We start from the raw sequence: 18,012 nt of genomic DNA on the forward strand, positions 1-18,012 counted from the left end.
CTCCTTTGACTTATTCTGGTTTGGTCGCTGTAATTGGCTCACCGTCTACATAAGATGTCTCAACCGTTGCGGTGAGTTCAGCCAGCGCCTGCGCCAGGTCTTTTAGCTGGATGGCGTTCAGCCCATCCATGCCGATTCTGGGCCAGATTTTGCGGGCAAATGTGCCGGCAGAATAGCAAATCCGAACATCGGTGAACCCAATCTCTTCCAGGGTCTGTTTCATCGTTGTACTGGTGAAGTGCTCCAGTTCGTACCAGGAACCGCCGGTGATTTGGGTTTGATTGCGCTGGAGAAACTCCAGCCCGATTTCGGGCGCCTGAGTCGGGACCGGTCCGAGCCGTTCAATGAGCTCTTTGAGTTTCCGGAACTCTTCTTTCATCTCGGGCGAGGATGAAAATTTTACAAGGTAACTCCGTTCCCAGGGCGGGCTGGAGTGTTTCAAAACATAGTGATAACCGAGGTCTTCGCTGGTTTCGCTGACAAACACCTGTTCGGTTACACCTTTACTGTTCGCAGCGTATGTTTCAAAATAGATTCGAAGTTTGCCGCCCGGTTTCAACACCCGGAACACCTCGCGCAGCGCCTGATAAGGGTCCGGGGTCTGTTCAATTGCGGATGCCGCGGTGACGCCGTCAAATGATTCGTCCGGGAAATCAAGGGCAAGGGCAGACATTTTCTTGACCGCGACATTTTTCAACCCCAGTTTTTCGGCATGGGCTTTTGCGGTGGCAACGCGGCGCTCAGCGGCATCGATGCCGGTTACCGATTCAAAAAATGGAGCGATGCGGAGCAAGGGCCAGCCATCGCCGCAGCCGATATCAAGGACCTGACGGGCGCCCCCAAGATGGGCAACAAAATCACGAATTTGTGCCTCATCAACGAAGTGGCTTTCTTCGTTAAGGTTCTGGGGTACATCAAGAACCGGTAATGTTCCCGCGACCTTTTCCAGTCGTTCATAAGTTTGCTCGGCGCTGTTTGATTCGACCGGTTTTACTTCATTTACAATCCAGGTTTCAATAACAGTGTATTTTTTCGGCATATTCGCAGTTATAATAACCTGCTATCGGCTGATGTCAAGATAATTGTCGGCGGGTTTCTACCGCGGTTTGCGCCGTGGGGGGAAAAGGGCGGTATCGGCGCGGACAAATACCGGAAGGGTCCGTTCCACCGCCGAGCCAAAAACACCCAGACCGCCCAAAAGCCGGGTTGAGTCCGGAATCGTTTGCCCACCGGCAACTAAACCACCACTGGCAACCCAGTTAAAGTAGTTGGTATCCAGTGCCCAGAGATGGAGAGTGCACGGTTTTGGGGGTGAGTCAGGAGGGGGTGCGATAAGATATAAGAAGAACATCCGGGCAAGTTTGACCCGACTGGAGTCGTAGTTTGGGGCAAAGGAGTCGTTGGAGATAAGGAGGTCGATATAAAAGGTGTCACCAAGTTCAATTCGATGGAAAGCCATGTAGTAGCCGCGGCAGTTCTGACTTCTGGTCCAGACCATTGAGTCGTTGATTGATACAGTGTCTCCGGGATGGGGAAATTGGATATTAAACCCGGTCGGGACCACAGTCTTGCCGAAGACGGTGTCAAAATCGGGATGGGTAACGATGATGTGAAATGTGTCGCCTTCGTTCACCGGTACCGATTCGGAGGTCTGGTACAGGCCTTCGGTAATATAGGAGGGTTGCCATTGCTGGTTCCGGGACCAAACACGGATTGCGGCATCAGGGAATACCGGGTTGTAAGGTTCATCCACTTTATAGGAACGATTGACATTTGCCCGGATGGGCGCGCTGCCGGTATGAAGGAGACAATGGAGAACCAGCTGGGGGGCAAACTTTTCACCGGGCGGGGTTTCGCAACCAAGCAGGAGGAGAAGGGTTATAAAAAGAATAGTGCCGTAGCGCATATCAGAATTTCGCCCTGAATCCGAGTGTGGGCAGAATTGGTAACATATTAACCTGATGGCGTTCGAGCAGTCCGGAAGGAGAGACATCCCAGTAATAGAGGAGGACATTCTTGGCATTGTAGAGGTTGATGACATCAAGGAAGAAACTGAGTTCAAGTTTACCCAGCCGTTTCGGTACGGTTGTTTCCAAACCGAGGTCAAGACGGTGGTATATTGGATAGCGGAAGGCGTCGCGGGAGCCGCTGATGAACTCCCAGCGATGTTCGGTACCGCCACCAGGTTTTTCAATCTGTTTTGGGTAGTAGCCGACAATGCCGGCGTAGGGTAAACCGCTACCCAGAGTCCAGCGCAGGGTCAGGTCAAGATATGGGATAATCTGGGTGGTGGCAACAAGATTAAGGTTGTGGTGCCGGTCGTAATGGGGAAAGTAGGTTTCGCCTTGAATTGAACGTCGGGCCCACATAAATGAGTAAGCAAGCCAGCCGCTAATTTTACCGGCAGTTTTACGCAGGAGAAGTTCGGCACCGCAGGAGTAGCCATCGGCGGATAGGAGTGATTCCGGTGGGGTGAAGAAGTCACCGTAGCGGGTTTCAAGGAGGTTGTCGTAGTCTTTGTAATAGGTTTCGAGCTGGAGGATGATTTGTGGATTTAACCAGTGCTCAATGCCGGCGATGTAGTGATAGGCAGTGGGAGTTTTCCGGTTTTCCGGAACCGGGACCCACACATCGTAGATGGATAGGATAGGTTCGGTTGAGTTCAGGGTAACAAGAGGCTGGGTAAATCTGCCTATGGAGAGGTTGAGGGCGGTGTTCTTTTCAGGTCGGAATTTTATGCCGAGGCGGGGTTCAGGCTCAAAGCGGTTACCATTGGAGTAGTAGGAGATGCGCAAGCCCGGTTTGATAAAAAGTTTTTCGGGCAGAATTTCCCATTTGTCTTCAAGGTACACGGCGAGGGGAAATAGGGTGTCGGGGAAGTTTAAGTTGAAGGTGTCAAACTTGATGTTCATTCCCATCCGGTTTGCCTGCGCCTCAAGTCCCATGCTGAGCGTGTGCTGGTCTGCGGGATAAGCGGTAAAATCGGCCTTTAGGGTCCAGCTGGTGAGGTCGGTTTTCATCGTGATATCGCTGGTACTGACAAAGTCAACATCAAACCGGGAGAAGAAGTTGCTCCAGGCAAACATCATTTCACCGTAGAAAATTGGGGTGAAGATTGCGTTCCATTTCAGGGAGATACCACGATTGCCCCAGGGCAGTCTTGCCTTGAAGGTGTTGGGGTTGTATGGGTCCCAGAAAGAGAGGACATCTTCGGCTGCCAGTCCGGCAAGGCTAAAACGGGAATTTTCACCCGGAATATAGTTTACTTTGCCCATCAGGTCGTAGAAGTAGTAACCCAAGCCCTCAACATCGAACGCCTTCAAGATTAAGTCAGGTAGATAGGTACGACGACCGGCGATGAGAAACGAGCCATAAGGTAGTGGTCCTTCGGCAATCCCTTTGGCCGCGATGACGGAAACTGAGCCAGAGCCGGTGTAGGTTTTGGAGTTGCCCTCGCGGGTGGTGACATCAAGGACCGAGGAAAGTCTGCCACCGTACTTTGCACCAAACCCGCCGGCAAACAGGGTGACATCAGAAACCGCTTCGGGTACAAAAGGGGAAAAGATGCCAAACAGGTGGGATGGGTTGTACACGGTGATGCCATCAAGAAGAATGAGGTTCTGGTCGGGTGAACCACCGCGGATGTAAAGTTTGTTTGAGAAGTCGGAAACGGTGATGACTCCGGGCAGGAGCTGGACGGTGCGGAATAAATCTACTTCACCACCGAGACGGGGTGTGATGACCAGTTGCCGGGTGTCAAGCCGGGTGGCGGATATCTCAACTTCGCGCTCAAAGCGTGCCCGTTCCGCGGTAACTTTGACCTCGCCTACCGGTACCGGCTCGGGTTTGAGTTCAAGGTTCAGGGTTAAAACTTTCCCGCTGGATATCGTGACCTTCATTTTAAGGTTTTCGTAGCCGATAAACGATACTTCCAACTGATACTCACCCGCGGGTACATCACCAAGGTAAAAATAGCCCTTAGCGTTGGTGACGGTGCCGATGCCGGTGTTCTTCAATTCGACATTGGCATAGCCGAGTGGCTCACCGCTGGATTTGTCCCGGACAAAGCCGTTGATAGCACCGGTAATACCGGAAGATAGCGCAAAGGCTATTCCAAGCCCCAAGGACAGTAGTTTTAGTGAGAAATGCACCCTGACGGCTACTTGATTAATGCCGCGCGCAGTTCTTTGCCAAAGCGCTGGGCTTCGGTGGCAAAGTAACGGTTTTTCTTCAGTTGCTGGGGACGGGAGCAGTTAATGGCGACAAATTGTCCGAGGTAATTCACCTTACCAAACTCGGCTAATCGCCGGAACATTTCAACGGCAAGGTCGGCACCGTCGAAATGGTCACCTCCAGCAGTCAAAACCACCGCCCATTTAGTTCCTTTCAGGAGGTTTTCGCCGTTCAGTAGGGCAAAACAGCGGTCAACAACCGCCTTGAGCTGGCTGGTAATACCCCAGCAGAAAATCGGACTGGTCCAGATGATTAAGTCGCTGTCAATCATCAGGTCGTAAATTTCAAGCATATCATCTTCTTGCTGGCAGCCGGCTTTGTCTTTGTAGTCGAGGCAGCCTTCACACTCCTGACAGCCGTTGATGTTCAAGTCACACACCCGGAGACGATTAACCTCGACCCCCTTTTTACCCAGTCCTTTAAGTACCCAGTCGGTGACAATTTCAGTATTGCCCCGCCGCGGGCTACCTTCAAGAACTAAAATTTTTTTCTTTGCGGTCATAACAATTTCCTCCATAGATATTTAGTTTCATATTATCTTACGCCGAGTTCTTGCTGTCAAGGAATACGACCCCTGGTTGCGCCGCTACTTCGGTGCGGTGTTCCAGAAGGCAATTTCCTCAATGGGTTTGCGCTTGGGCGTACGGAGTTTTAACTCTTCAGCCGGATAGCCTACCGCAATTAAAGCAACCGCTCGATATCCCGGACCGAGTTTAAGATGCTTTAAAAGTGCCCGGGTGTCAAACCAGCCAATCCAGCAGGTTCCTAACCCCTGCTCGGCTGCGGCAAGGACGAAATGTTCACCGGCGATTCCGGCATCGATGAATTGAAACGGTGTACCAGCAGTGCCGCCGCCCAGACGGTTGATGACAAAACTTTCTTTTAATAGCAGTGCGACGAGCACTGGTGCCCGGGCAAAATGCTTTGATACGGCGAAGACCCCTTTAAAAACGGCTTGAGCCAGTTCCTGCTTCTTTGCGGCGTCGTCAAACACCAAAAACCGCCAGGGCTGGCCATTGTCGGCTGAGGGCGCAATGCGCGCAGCTTCAAGGCAGAGCGCTAATTTCTCTCTTTCGACCGGCCGCTCGCTGAACTTACGCACTGAGCGGCGCATAAGGCACAGGTTTAAGAACGGGCTTTCCATAGCAAAAATGTTAAATAAGCCTGTTGCCGAAGTCAATGAGAGCGCAGAGTTAACAGGTAGAGAAGGGGTCCGGCTTAAGCGTCGCTGGACTATTCGGCAATGTTGCTAATTCTTGTCTTTTGTTCTATCAAGGATATACTGATGAGTTGTGAAACGGCTTGTTCTGATTGATGGACATTCGGTGTTATACCGCAGTTTTTTTGCTTTTATCCGGAATCCGTTGCGAAATTCTCGGGGCGAGAACACTTCGGCGCCATTTGGATTTGCCAATACCATTCGCAAGGTAATTAAGGAGTTGAAACCGGACTTATGTGCGGTGGTTTTTGATGCTCCGGGTAAAACATTCCGGGAAGAACTCTTTACTGAGTACAAGGCACAGCGACCCAAGGTTCCAGATGAACTGAAAGCGTCAATTCCGGTGGTTAAGGAGATGGTTCAAGCCTGGGGCGTTAAGGTTTTTGAGGTGCCGGGGGTGGAGGCGGATGATGTCATCGGTACCATCGCTGAGCAGGGTAAAGAGCAGGAGATTGAGGTAGTGGTGGTGAGCTCTGATAAAGATTTGCTTCAACTGGTGGACGAAAGGGTAAAGGTCTATGACCCGTGGAAGGAGCAGTTTTTGACCCCAGCGGAGGTAAAGGAGAAGCTGGGTGTGAGTCCGGAGCAAGTACCGGAATTTTTAGCCCTTGCCGGCGATACAGTTGATAATATTCCCGGAGTTCCCGGAGTCGGGCCGAAACGGGCACTTGATATTCTGTTAAAGTACGGCGGACTGGACGAAGCGCTGCAGCGTGATGAGCGGTTAAAGAGTTATCAGGATGTGGTAAAGACAAGTAAGCAACTAGCGGTTATCAGGTGCGATGCGCCTGTAGAGTTCAACTGGGAAGATTTGAAGTTGAAAGAAATGGACCGGGAAAAGCTGGTAGAGATTTATCGCCGGCTTGAGTTCAATTCTCTTTTACAGGAACTCACGGGTAATGAAGTTTCCGGAAATGGGGAGTTTGAGGGTTTAAAGGTGGTGGAGTTTGGAACTGAACCGCTGGCCCAGATTTTAACGAATCGGGTTTGTGGACTGTTTTTTGAGCGCGATAAAGGGGTTTGGGTTTACGGCCCGGATAGAACGGCGCTGTGTGTGCCGATTCAGGAGCCAGAAGCTTTGGTGCGGCTGGGTTCGGCAAGAGATGTGGTCTTTGCCGGGTTTGAATTGAAGGGGATGGTAAAAGAGATTATGAAGATGGGAATTGAAGAGCTGGGCGCGTTCTTTGATGTTGGAGTGGGCGCGTGGCTCTTGGACCCGAATCGGAAACGGTTTGAGGTGAGTGATGTGAGTGCCCAGATTTTAGGGCAGCCGATACGTGCCGATAGTGGAGCAGAAAAGGCGGCGCTTGCCTATAAGATTTATCAGGCACTGTTACCGCAGATTCAGGCGATGGGGTTGGAGCCGGTTGCCCGCGAACTGGAGATGCCTCTTATTTTTGTGCTCGCCCGGATGGAGCGGCGGGGGGTTAAGATTGATATAAACTTCCTTGCCCGACTGGAACAGGAGCTGGTTGAAGAACAGAAAATGGTCGAAAGAAGGATACACGATTTAGCCGGGGTCGTATTTAATGTTGGTTCACCAAAGCAGTTAGGTCAGGTGCTCTTTGAGCGGTTGAAACTGCCGCGGGGCAGACGAACCAAGACCGGCTACTCTACCGGTTCTGATGTGTTAACAGAACTGGTTGAGGCGCACCCAATTGTTAAGGAGGTTTTACGCTATCGGGAACTGGATAAATTAATTTCTACCTATCTTAATCCTCTGCGGGGACTGGCAGAGAAAAAGACGCAGCGGGTTTACACCAATTTTAACCAGACCGGAACAAGTACCGGACGGTTGTCCAGTTCTGAGCCCAATTTGCAAAACATCCCGATTCGGGGCGAGCTGGGGCGGAAAGTGCGGCGGGCGTTTGTTGCAGATGAAGGGATGGTGTTAATCTCAGCCGATTATTCTCAGATTGAATTGCGCATCCTCGCCCATTTTACCGAAGACGAGCGATTGATTGAACTGTTTGAACAGGATGAAGACATTCATGTGGCAACGGCAGCGGCGATATTGAACATTCCGATTGAGGCGGTAACTGAAGAGCATCGCCGGATTGCCAAGATGGTAAACTACGGAATTATTTACGGTATGGGGGATTGGGGACTTTCGTCAAGGATGGACATTCCAGTGGAGCAGGCGCGGGCGTTCATTGAAGAGTATTACCGTAAGTTCCCCGGGGTGGCAAAGTGGCGTGAGCGGGCGTTTGATGAAGCGCAGCGCCAGGGTTTTGTGCGCACAATCGCCGGACGTATAAGGCCGGTACCAGGGGTTATGAGTCCGGACCGTCAAACTGCTGAGGCGGCGCAACGGGCGGCACTGAATGCGCCGATGCAGGGGTCAGCAGCCGATATTATGAAGAAAGCGATGATTGCCATTGACCGGCGGATGCGGGAAATGGGTTTTGAAGGAGGAATTATTCTACAGATTCACGACGAACTGGTTGTCGAGGTGGAGGAGGCGCGGCTCGATGAAGCCAGGGAAATTGTGAAGATGGAGATGGAGGGTGCGTGGCGGTTACGTGTGCCTCTGGTCGTGGAGATTGGGGTCGGGAGAAATTGGGGTGAGGCGCATTAAGTGAAACCGCATAAAGTTCTTTCTGTGTTCGGGACCAGACCGGAAGCGATTAAGATGGCGCCGGTGATACAGGAGTTGAAGCGGTTCAAAAGTTTGTTCAAAACATTGGTGGTGGTTACGGCACAACACCGGGAAATGCTTGACCGGGTTTTGAAAGTTTTTGGTATCAAACCTGATTACGACCTTGGTGTTATGCGGGAAAACCAGAGTTTAACCGATGTGACGGTGCGAGTGTTGAGGCGACTGGAACCCGTTTTGAAAAAGGAAAAACCTGCGGTGGTATTGGTTCAGGGAGACGCAACAAGCGCATTTGCCGCGGCGCTTGCTGCATATTACCAGAAGATACCAATTGGGCACATTGAAGCAGGGTTGCGTACTAACGACAAGTATGCTCCCTTTCCGGAAGAGGCAAATCGGCGGTTTATTACAACTATTGCCGATTATCATTTTGCCCCTACTGAGTGGGCGCGGCAAAATCTCTTGCAGGAAGGGGTTGACCCGCACCGGGTTTATGTAACGGGCAATACGGTAATTGATGCTCTGTACTGGATTCGGAAGAAGCAAAAACGCCGAAGCCAGCAACAAAGTAGCCGGCGGGTTTTGCTGCTGACACTGCATCGCCGGGAGAGTTTTGGGAAGCCACTGATGGCGATTTGTCGAGCGATTTTGTTATTGGTGGAACGTAATCCCGATATCGAGGTGGTCTATCCGGTTCATCCTAACCCCAATGTCCAGCTGCCGGTTAAGACGATTTTAGGAAAAAGGGAGCGCATTCGACTGGTGGCACCGATGGACTATCCGGATTTGGTACGTGTTATGGAGCAGGCTTATCTTGTAATGACCGACTCGGGTGGCATCACTGAGGAGGCTCCTGCCCTTGGTAAGCCGGTGCTGATTTTAAGAGACAAGACCGAAAGGCCTGAGGCGGTCAGAGCTGGGGTTGCGAGACTGGTAGGAACTGACCCGAAGAGAGTCGTGGCGGAAACTGAGAGGTTGTTGCGTTCGCGCGTTGCTTATCGGCGAATGCAGGGAAAGGGCAGTCCTTATGGAGATGGCAGGGCAGCCCAACGAATTCGAAAGTTGCTTTTAAAGGCGTTGGTGTCACGCGGAGATTGCGGCGCACCTGGCTCGCAATGACAGGGCAGGTTGGGCACAGGTTGACAAGTAGAGTGCTTTTTTTACACTTCAGTTGTGAACAAACTGGTTAACTATCTGAGCGTCATTATTAAGTGGCGCAAACTCATCGTTCTTAACACCATCATAATAACGGTGCTGGTGATGGCGCTCTCATTTGTAATTCCCCGACGATTCACCGCTACGGCTCAGCTGTTACCACCAAGTGACGAAGGGGATATATTTGGGCTTACAAGTATTCTGGGTGGGGGATTAAGTAGCAGTTTGAGCAAACTGCGGGTCGGCGGGTTGGGAGGTGCGCCCACTGCTTCGGAACTGATGGCGGGAATTCTTGTGAGCCGGTCAATTATGGACCGGGTGGCAGAGCAATGCAGCATCGCCTATTACTACCGAATCAAACCGACCAAGACTGAAGAGGTTCGTAAGCAGCTGAAGGGGATGACCAAAATCGGCGTTGGTGATGAGGGGATTGTTCGGATTACCGTTGAAGCCAAAACGCCCCACTTAGCGGCGAAAATTGCCAATGCCTATATTGCAGAACTGGACAGTTTTCTGCGGACTTCAAACATCAGTCGGGGCAGAAACATGAGGGTGTTTCTGGAGCGCCGGTTAGCCGAAGCAGAAAGTACACTTGCGGTCGTGCAGGAGTCTTTGAAGGTATATCAGGCGCGTCATAAGATAGTGGCGGTGGATGATGAGACCCGGGCAGCAATCGACGCCTATGCCCGACTCAAATCCCAGGCATATCTTAAAGAGGCGGAACTGGAAGCGGTGCGCGGTGTTGCCAGCGATGACAACCCCTACTTTCTTTCTCTCCAACGAGAGACAAAAGCCTTTGAGGACCAGTTACGCCGTCTGGAACAGGGGAATGGGAAAGGTGGTTTCGGGGTTGGGTTTGCCGTTGCCTTTGCCCATCTACCTGAGGTGAGTGCCGAATTTGCCCGGCGCTACCTCAATTATAGGATTCAGGAAGAAACCTATCTGATGCTCTCGCAACAACTGGAATACGCCAAGATTCTTGAGGCACGGGATGCGCCGACCCTGACGGTACTCGACTATGCGGTCCCACCTCAGCGTCACAGTTCTCCCAAGCGCAGCGTCCTGACAATCGCTGCGTTCGTTTTCAGTCTTTTGGCGGGCATGATGCTGGCGTTTACAATTGAATATTTTGAATACCTGCACCGGGAAAAGCCCGATGAGTACCAGAAATGGTGGATTTTAGGCCAAGAGTTAAGGCAGATGGTGGGTCACCTCACGGGCGTGTTTCGGTCCCGCAGAAAATAGTAAAGTGGGTTTACCGGCCGAGAATGAGATTGATCATCCGGTCAGTGCCAGCCGGCGCATAATCCAGAACACATTATTTCTTGCCATCGCTGATGTCGTGAACAAAGCGATGATGTTTGTTTTTTATCTCGTTGCCGCACGCCATTTAAGTGTCGAACAGTTTGGTGTATTATCTTTTGCCACCACCTTTGTGACGATGTGGTCGGTCTTTTCAGACCTCGGGCTTGGTGTGGTAAGTGCCCGTGAACTTGCCCGAGACCGGATTGAAGGTCGACGACAGGTTAATATTGCTTTGACAATTAAACTCGTTGCCACTTTACTGGTCATCGGATTGATTGTCGCGGTGGTTAATCTGATGAACCTGGACAACGAGAAAATCCGGGTTGTCTATATCGCGACAATTTTTGTTCTTCAGACCGCTTTTACTACCTATTTTGCCAGTGTGTTTCAAGGGGTGGAAAAGATGCATTTCACCACTTTGAGTCGAATTTTGCAAGGGGTGGTTCTGGTCGCCGGGGTTTTTGTGCTGCGCACCGGTCCGGCACGGGTTGAGAGCTATACCTGGCTTTATGTTCTTGCCGGTCTGGTTTCGGTGTTGTTTGCTGCGGGCGCGGCTTATGTGCTAATTCGCCCCGCTTTCGATTTTCATATCAAGCGCTGGTGGAGGGTGCTGAAAGAAGCATTACCTATCGGGTTGGCAATAATTTTGGTTTCTTTTTACTACTGGAACGGAACCACATTTCTCACCAAATTTAGTGGGGACCAGGCGGTGGGCGCTTACAGCGCGGCATTTCGGGTTGTCTGGGGTACACTGTTCATTACCCTTTCTTTTTCAGCAAGTATCTACCCATTTTTTTCCCGATTGTATGTAGCGGACCCCACGCGGCTAAGTGAAGTTTTAAAACAGGCATTGCGGTATATTACGGTTCTTACGCTGCCGGTTGGAGGATTCGGAACGCTTCTGGCGAAACCGATTGTCTTCTTACTGTACGGAACAAAATACAATGCGGCGGTTACACCATTTATGATTCTGGTCTGGTGGAGTGTTGCCGCCAGTTTTAGTTCAATACTTTCTAATTACTTCATTGCCATTAATCGTGCTTCGGAAATGACCATACAGTCAGGTTTATCACTCGGGGTTAATTTACTGGGGAATATTCTTTTGATTCCTCGATACGGTGCGATAGGTGCCGCGGTTTCGATTACCGCCGCAGAGTTTGCCGGAGTACTGTATTTATGGTTGAGGCATTTAGGGACACCATACCGGGTTACTGTAGGCAGCTTTCTGTCGATACTTATTAGGGCAATTGCGACATTGGTGCTGGCGGTAGTAGTTGCATGGTTGTTAGGGCGGTACAACATCTGGGCCGCGGTTTTAGTTGGAGTGGTGCTTTATGCCTTTTTGCTGATGCTCACCGGTGTCTTTTCGAAAAACGATATTAAGTTTATCGAGAAATTGATAGGGAAAAGGGTTAGGCAGGAGAATTAATTGATGGAACAGAGCCAATCCCTCGAACGTCAAAAGTTGAATTCATTTCCAATTAAGTGGTTTTTAGTTGGTGAAGGTTTACTGTGCGGTAGTTTTATAGTATTGAGCATTCTGGGGATGGAAAAGCTTGCTGTCGTACTGGTGCTGGCGCCGATGCAACTGTTTATCTGGGCGTTATTAGTTGGTAACACTTTGCGAATTTTATATTACTTTGCGGCACTGGTGCCGGTTGTCGGTGCCGCGTTTTTGCCGCCATCATATCAGCGGTTCGCTTTTTATCCAATAGTATTGCTTCTCTTGGGTTTGTGTTATACCACCCCCTGGGCAAAAGGAAGGGTTAGTTTCAGGTCCCTTTCCCAACTTGAGCGAATACCGATTGTGACATTAGCCGCAGTAATTATCTTTTCGTTTGTCAATGCTTACAATAGAGGATGGCAGGGTCCGACGCTTTTACCGACGACCGTATTAATGCTTGAGTTGCTGGCGATTGGATATCTGGGGGCGAAAATGGAATTAGATGAAAAAGAGATTGCCAAGGTATTGCGGATAATAATTTTTTCCACCGTTATTTGCACCGTGGGGATATTCGGACTGGCATGGCGCGGGGGGGTCGGTAGTGACTTTGGGTCAAAATCGGTATTGACGCCTTTTGGCTGGCTTAACCTCAACGCCTGGGGTTGCATCGCGGCGGTTGCCGGGATTATGGCTTTAGTGTTTGTACTGCAGGGAAAGTCGGTTTTGGATAGAATTACGCTCGGGGTGGTAATTTTTATCTTAATGGCGATGCTGGTTCTGACAAAGTCCCGGGGTGCCTGGTTGGGCTTTGGCTTGGCGCTATTGTACGTTTTAATTGTCTCCCGGTCGTTTAAACTGATTCTCGTTTTGGCAGCAGTTTTATTTGTTTTGAGTTTCTGGGATTTAGCCCGGCGATTGGTTTTTACCCGGGTTAGCGAGACGACACTGTTTGACCCATCGTTGGCGGGTCGGTTTATATTGTGGCATTATGCGTGGAAGATTGGGAAAATCAACTGGTTACTTGGGGTGGGGATGGAAAACTTTCGATTCGTAAAGCACCTGTACCGTTTTCCGAGTTCAACCGCGATGGGTTTACCTTTTAATGCCCATAATATCTACTTAGAATTTTTTGCCGACCTTGGGTTTTTTGGAGCACTGGCATTTCTCGCAATGCTGGTTGGGGCAGTAGTGCGCTCGTATACCACTAAATTTGATGAGTCCTTACCGCACGATGCAAGGACCGTAGGAATCGCCTTGAGCGCTGGTATTATCACATTTATGGTTCACGGCTTGGTGGACGCATTTACTTACAACCCCGGAGCGTTATCTCTGTTGATAATTCTAATTGGGCTTTCATCTTCTTTTTGGGCGTTAAAGAAGAGGTATCGGACGCTCAGGATTGCTGGGCAAACTGCAAGATAAGCCGGGCAGTTTTCTCCCAGGTAAATTGGCGGGCGCGCTCTTTTCCGATTGTGCTCAATCTGGTTCTAAGTGCCGCGTTATCCAGGAGGGATTGAATTTTGGCGGCGATATCTTTTACCGAAAGCGGATTAAAATATACCGCAGCGCCATTTGCCACTTCCGGCAAACTGGAGGTGTTGCTACAGGCAATTGGTGCACCGTGCAACATCGCTTCGAGTACGGGTAGCCCGAACCCCTCGTAAAGTGAAGCGGTGATAAATAGGGTACAGTGTTGGTAAAGACTGGAAAGTCTATTTTCATCCAGTGCACTGAAAACAAATGCCCGGGACTGTAAGTTGTACCGTTTGAGCTGCGCATGAGCAAAATCAAGCTGATGTTTGGTGTCACCGCCCACAAGGACAAGTTTTAGTTCTGGATAAGTTCTGAGTTGCGCAAAAGCGGCAATTAAACGGCGCGTATTCTTGTACGGGGCATGGCTGCCCACATAGAGAACATAGGGAACAAACTGTTTACCGAAATCGTAGTCGGTTGTGGTGGGAGTGACACCCGGTCCGTTATGGGCAACAAATATGCGATGCGGCGGCAAGATTTTCATCTCTGTCAGGTCTTTTTTGGTGGCTTCTGATACGGTAACTATCTTCCAGGCAAAACGAAGGCTCTGAAAACCAAGCCAGAAGGACAGTTTTTCTTTCTGGGGTAGAAATTGACGCATTTTGAAAGGGATCAGGTCGTGGACCACACCAATGGTCGGCAGTCTCGGGAAAACTGGAACTACCGGTGTAGGACAAAATAAGATGTCGTACTCTTTTGTGCAGTAGTGGTTAAGTTTGGTTAGTGTCCATCTTGTGCGGCTGAGGTTGGTGCGGACTAATTCGGGGAGTTTAATAGTTTTTCCATAAGCGGAAAATATTTCCGGGTCGGGCGTCAGGATTGTCAGCTCACACAGCCGAGCGAGTTCTGGAATTATGCGCTGGATGTATGATGAGATGCCGACTTTCAATTTTGTGTTGAAGGCGGCGTTGAATAACATCTTCATAAGGTTAAATCTTCCCGAATAGACGGTTCCAGAGGACTGTTTCAACCTTATCGATGTTTTTTCGGGCATCGTAATATTCTACGGCATAGGAACGGCAGTTTTGAGAAAGGTGGTTGTGCAGTTGCTGGTCGGATAACACCCTGACGATGGCATCAGCCAATGCCTCCGGGTTTTGTTCCGGTACAAGGATTGCGGTCACGCCATCAATCACAAACTCAGGAATAGAGCCGCTAAAAGTTGATATTACCGGCGTGCCACAAGCGATACTCTGGATGTTCACCATTCCTACCTGTTCCGCCCAGCGCTGGGTGGCGATTGAAGGTGTGACAGTGACCCGCGCGGCGCGGAAGTAAGGCGGCAAATTCTGGTTTAAGATTGTTCCCAAAAGGTGGATTGAATTCGCTAAGCCCATTGAATTTGCGAGCTGGTTTATTTTATCTTTTAGAGGTCCTTCACCGATGATAAAAAGTTGGGCATCGGGGATTTGTTTTTTAACTTTGTTATAAGCCTCAAGCAGAACAAGGATTCCCTTTTGCTCAATTAAGCGTCCGACAAAGAGTATGCCGTTGGGTCCCATATTAGGTTCATTGCCCTGAATCTGGTTCGTGAAAAGTTCAGTGTTAACCCCCCAGGTGGCATAAAGTAAGTTGCTAATTTTCTCTCGGTGACAGTTTAAAGAAGCCATATTTTTTCTTGCCCCTTCATTAACGGCAAATATCACCAGTGCCCGCCCGGCATATATTCGGGCAAGCCATTTTATAAAGGGAATTAAAAGGGGACTCAGGGGAATACCGAACCGATAGATGCGTGAAAACTTTGTTTCGGGTGGGATGTTTTCGAATGTGGGGAAGTAGTAAGGAACACCCAGAATTGAACTCCCGATGAGCGTTGCGACGATTAAAGAGAACTGCGTGGGAATGTCATAGGGCTCGCCGCCCTGAATAAGCGCCGGCTTCAGCCGAGCCAGTTTTAAAATCAGGTCGATTAAATTTCGGAAGCGGATGGTTCGGCTTCCCAACTCATTCTGGGAAATGTCACTGGCACAACGATGATAAAGATGCCACACTTCGAACTTTTTAAAATGTTGCAACTGGTTGTGAAAATCGGCGCGGAGCACAGTGGTCAATATCGCCAGTTTTGGCTTAGTGCTGGGGGGTGAAGTCATCGGTTGGCAAGAATAATAACCGGACTATTAGGAATGTCAATTGGCATTTTGTGTTTGACGCAGCGGGTATTTGTTTTATACTTCTGCGACATTAATGCGTATTGGAGTTGATGGATTTCCTTATATATTCAAGGGTGCGGGTATCGCCCGCTACTTAACCGCGATGTTAGATGAAATGGTCGTTCTGGCTCCAGAAGACGAGTTTCTCATCTATGCGCCGATGCCGGTCGCAGTTCCGCTCCGACCCGCGGGCAACTGGCGCTTGCGGGTGGTTGAGAGTCGTCTCTCGGCAAGACCTACGCTCTGGACCCAGATAATTTTACCTAAGGCACTGGCGGCAGATGGTACCGATGTTTTCTGGGCACAACCAACTTATTTACCACTGAAGTTGCAGTCAAATTGTCTGCGGATATTAACCGTGCACGACCTGGTTCCTTATGTTGCGCCCTGGAGTATGGAACTTCGATGCCTGTTGCAGATGCGTCTGCGACTCGGGCGAATTGCGCGGGCAGCAGAACTGGTTGTTTGCGTTTCTGATGCTACGGCGGAACTGGCGCAGCGTTACCTGAAACTGAATCCGGAAAAAATAAAGGTGATAAAGGAGGCCGCAGCACCGGTTTTCCAGCCGGTTGAAATTTCGGAAGCAAAGCGCGCGGTAGCAGAGCGGTTTGGTATCGTGGGCGATTACATAATTTTTGTTTCCACCATCGAGCCCAGAAAGGACCATCTGCTACTATTAAAGGCGCTGGAGATGGTACCGGACGCGCCTTTGCTTGTGCTGGTTGGGGGTATTGGTTGGCGCTGCGGCAAAATTTTAAGAGAAATCAAGCGGTTTGAGGCAAAAGGCAGAGTGCGCTATTTGGGAAGGGTGGAAGATGAACAGTTGCGGGCGCTTTACAGTGCGGCTCGGCTTTCGGTTTATCCTTCTCGCTATGAGGGTTTTGGTTTACCAGTGCTCGAGGCGATGGCGTGTGGTTGTCCGGTACTGGCAAGCGACTCATCCAGTTTGCCAGAAGTGGGGGGTAATGCAGCAGAGTATTTTCGAACCGGTGATGCCAATGACCTTGCCCGAAAACTGCAGGCTTTACTTTGCGATGACGACCGATTGAAAACAATGGCGGAGCAGGGATTGGTGCGTGCCCGGCAGTTCAGTTTTCAAAAATCGGCAACTGAGTTCTTAGAATTAATAAGAACATCTCTTATAGCGCCGCATTTTTCTGCCAAATAGTTAAATCCTTAACTTTTGTTTTACAGTTATTGTCTGAAAAAACTGGTACAGTTTTCTTGCGGTAATCTCCCAGGAAAACAGACTGGTCCGAGACAGCCCTTTGGCTTTTAACTGCGCGCGCAGGCTCTCGTTGGTAAGCGCTTGTCGTAGAGTTTGAGCGATATCTTCAACTGAATAAGGGTTAAAGTAAAGAGCGGCGTCACCCGCCACTTCGGGAAGGCTTGATGTGTTGCTGCATATCACCGGTGCCTGATTTGTCATCGCTTCTAACAAAGGTAAACCAAAACCTTCGTAAAGGGAAGGATAGACAAACAGTTGACAGTTGCGGTAAAGGGCTGACAATTGAGATGAGGTTAAGGTGTTGGGCAGGATGAGCACGCGGTCTTTTAATTGATAGGTGGCAATTGTTTCTCGGGTTCGGTTAACAAGCGCTGGCGTTCCCCAGCCGACGATGACCAGTTGCAGAGTGGGAAACTGTTCAGCAATTCGAGCAAATGCGGCGATAAGGCGGGATAGGTTTTTGTGGGGAGCGTGGCCGCCAACATAAAGTAAATAGTGAGCCGAAGGCCGGGGCAAATCATCAGGGATAACTTCTGCCTCGGGCGCTTCAGGACGCACACAGGGTGCTTCGTGGATTACTGTTAGGGTGCGAGACCTCAAAGCCGGAAATTTTTTAATTAAATCCTGCCGTGTGCTCTCGGAAACGGTAACGATGCCGTCCACCTTATGCAGGGATTGGACTCCCAGCCAGAGCAGCAGTTTTTTTCGATGATAAATCATTCCAGTTTTCTTTTCGGGTTCAAGGAAGAGTAATGGAATGAGGTCGTGAACTGTGGCAACAACGGGGATTTCGCTGCGTAACGGAGCGGCAGGGATTGGGCAAAAAACCAAATCGTAGGAGGCGGTACAAAGTTTGGGAAGTTGAAAGAGAGTCCAGAATAGTGCGTGGCGCGGTGTTCTTACCTTTTCTGGTATCTTAACTGTTTCGCCGTGATTGAAAAACAGTTCCGGGTCTGGTGTCAAAATTGTAAGTTCGCATAGTTTTGCAAGATGCGGGATAAGAGATTTGATAAATCCGCTGATTCCTGAATTTTCTCTTGTGTCAAAGGCGGCGTTGAAAAGAACTTTCACCGATTTCAGTATATTGATTGCTTTCAGGTGGTCAAGGAGGCACAGAAAGCAAGTTCCTTTACATTGACTGGGTTTATG

The 18,012-nt window shown here is 50.0% G+C and carries 14 protein-coding genes; 6 read left to right on the forward strand and 8 right to left on the reverse strand.

What is annotated here, in order from left to right; all coding sequences use genetic code 11:
* Positions 1-10: 10 nt before the first annotated feature.
* From HPY86_05685 to HPY86_05705, 5 genes are all read right to left on the reverse strand, one after another.
* Positions 11-1,039 (reverse strand): class I SAM-dependent methyltransferase, encoded by a 1,029-nt coding sequence (locus HPY86_05685; protein NPV14404.1) that lies wholly within the window; start codon positions 1,037-1,039, stop codon positions 11-13.
* A 57-nt stretch (positions 1,040-1,096) separates the two neighbouring features.
* Positions 1,097-1,906, reverse strand: coding sequence for a DUF4249 family protein (locus HPY86_05690; GenBank protein ID NPV14405.1), 810 nt, complete (start codon positions 1,904-1,906; stop codon positions 1,097-1,099).
* 1 nt (position 1,907) lies between these two features.
* Entirely contained in the window at positions 1,908-4,151 is a 2,244-nt protein-coding gene (locus tag HPY86_05695; GenBank protein ID NPV14406.1) for a TonB-dependent receptor, read from the reverse strand.
* An 8-nt stretch (positions 4,152-4,159) separates the two neighbouring features.
* Positions 4,160-4,735 (reverse strand): flavodoxin family protein, encoded by a 576-nt coding sequence (locus tag HPY86_05700; GenBank protein NPV14407.1) that lies wholly within the window; start codon positions 4,733-4,735, stop codon positions 4,160-4,162.
* Positions 4,736-4,819: 84 nt separating this feature from the next.
* Positions 4,820-5,377 (reverse strand): hypothetical protein, encoded by a 558-nt coding sequence (locus HPY86_05705; GenBank protein ID NPV14408.1) that lies wholly within the window; start codon positions 5,375-5,377, stop codon positions 4,820-4,822.
* Between the two features lie 148 nt (positions 5,378-5,525).
* Between HPY86_05705 and polA the strand changes: the two genes are divergently transcribed.
* Genes polA through HPY86_05730 form a run of 5 tightly spaced genes read left to right on the forward strand, consistent with a single transcriptional unit; the run spans position 5,526 to position 13,374 of the window.
* On the forward strand, positions 5,526-8,030 hold the full coding sequence (gene polA / locus HPY86_05710) for a DNA polymerase I (protein ID NPV14409.1): 2,505 nt from the start codon (positions 5,526-5,528) through the stop codon (positions 8,028-8,030).
* 54 nt (positions 8,031-8,084) lie between these two features.
* The gene (wecB, locus tag HPY86_05715; GenBank protein ID NPV14410.1) at positions 8,085-9,167 is read left to right on the forward strand and encodes a UDP-N-acetylglucosamine 2-epimerase (non-hydrolyzing); all 1,083 of its coding nucleotides are present in this window, start codon (positions 8,085-8,087) and stop codon (positions 9,165-9,167) included.
* 54 nt (positions 9,168-9,221) lie between these two features.
* Complete coding sequence (locus tag HPY86_05720) at positions 9,222-10,448, forward strand: hypothetical protein (GenBank protein ID NPV14411.1); 1,227 nt, start codon at positions 9,222-9,224, stop codon at positions 10,446-10,448.
* 4 nt (positions 10,449-10,452) lie between these two features.
* Positions 10,453-11,937, forward strand: a complete 1,485-nt coding sequence (locus tag HPY86_05725; GenBank protein NPV14412.1) for a flippase — start codon at positions 10,453-10,455, stop codon at positions 11,935-11,937.
* Positions 11,938-11,940: 3 nt separating this feature from the next.
* Positions 11,941-13,374: an O-antigen ligase family protein gene (locus tag HPY86_05730; GenBank protein ID NPV14413.1), complete on the forward strand. Its 1,434-nt coding sequence runs from the start codon at positions 11,941-11,943 to the stop codon at positions 13,372-13,374.
* On the opposite strand, the gene HPY86_05735 is transcribed toward HPY86_05730, so the two are convergent.
* Both HPY86_05735 and HPY86_05740 read right to left on the reverse strand, forming a co-directional pair.
* Complete coding sequence (locus HPY86_05735) at positions 13,346-14,410, reverse strand: glycosyltransferase family 4 protein (GenBank protein NPV14414.1); 1,065 nt, start codon at positions 14,408-14,410, stop codon at positions 13,346-13,348. The two genes, HPY86_05730 and HPY86_05735, sit on opposite strands and share 29 nt — an antisense overlap.
* 4 nt (positions 14,411-14,414) lie before the next feature.
* A complete protein-coding gene (locus tag HPY86_05740; protein NPV14415.1) occupies positions 14,415-15,536 on the reverse strand; it encodes a glycosyltransferase in 1,122 nt (373 codons plus the stop codon).
* A 133-nt stretch (positions 15,537-15,669) separates the two neighbouring features.
* Between HPY86_05740 and HPY86_05745 the strand changes: the two genes are divergently transcribed.
* On the forward strand, positions 15,670-16,803 hold the full coding sequence (locus tag HPY86_05745) for a glycosyltransferase family 4 protein (protein NPV14416.1): 1,134 nt from the start codon (positions 15,670-15,672) through the stop codon (positions 16,801-16,803).
* Here HPY86_05745 and HPY86_05750 read toward each other — a convergent pair whose 3' ends face one another.
* The gene (locus HPY86_05750) at positions 16,804-17,934 is read right to left on the reverse strand and encodes a glycosyltransferase family 4 protein (protein ID NPV14417.1); all 1,131 of its coding nucleotides are present in this window, start codon (positions 17,932-17,934) and stop codon (positions 16,804-16,806) included. It abuts the gene before it with no gap.
* Positions 17,935-18,012: the final 78 nt, after the last annotated feature.

The sequence above is a fragment of the candidate division WOR-3 bacterium genome, assembly GCA_013177935.1.
Taxonomy (GTDB): domain Bacteria; phylum Hydrothermota; class Tepidihabitantia; order Tepidihabitantales; family Tepidihabitantaceae; genus Tepidihabitans.

Excerpts from the sequence above, each read along its gene's own strand:
- wecB (NPV14410.1), top strand. The coding sequence starts at position 8,085 with ATGGCGCCGGTGATACAGGAGTTGAAGCGGTTCAAAAGTTTGTTCAAA.
- HPY86_05685 (NPV14404.1), bottom strand. The coding sequence starts at position 1,039 with ATGCCGAAAAAATACACTGTTATTGAAACCTGGATTGTAAATGAAGTA.
- HPY86_05705 (NPV14408.1), bottom strand. The coding sequence starts at position 5,377 with ATGGAAAGCCCGTTCTTAAACCTGTGCCTTATGCGCCGCTCAGTGCGT.
- HPY86_05730 (NPV14413.1), top strand. The coding sequence starts at position 11,941 with ATGGAACAGAGCCAATCCCTCGAACGTCAAAAGTTGAATTCATTTCCA.
- HPY86_05735 (NPV14414.1), bottom strand. The coding sequence starts at position 14,410 with ATGAAGATGTTATTCAACGCCGCCTTCAACACAAAATTGAAAGTCGGC.
- HPY86_05700 (NPV14407.1), bottom strand. The coding sequence starts at position 4,735 with ATGACCGCAAAGAAAAAAATTTTAGTTCTTGAAGGTAGCCCGCGGCGG.
- HPY86_05690 (NPV14405.1), bottom strand. The coding sequence starts at position 1,906 with ATGCGCTACGGCACTATTCTTTTTATAACCCTTCTCCTCCTGCTTGGT.
- HPY86_05745 (NPV14416.1), top strand. The coding sequence starts at position 15,670 with ATGCGTATTGGAGTTGATGGATTTCCTTATATATTCAAGGGTGCGGGT.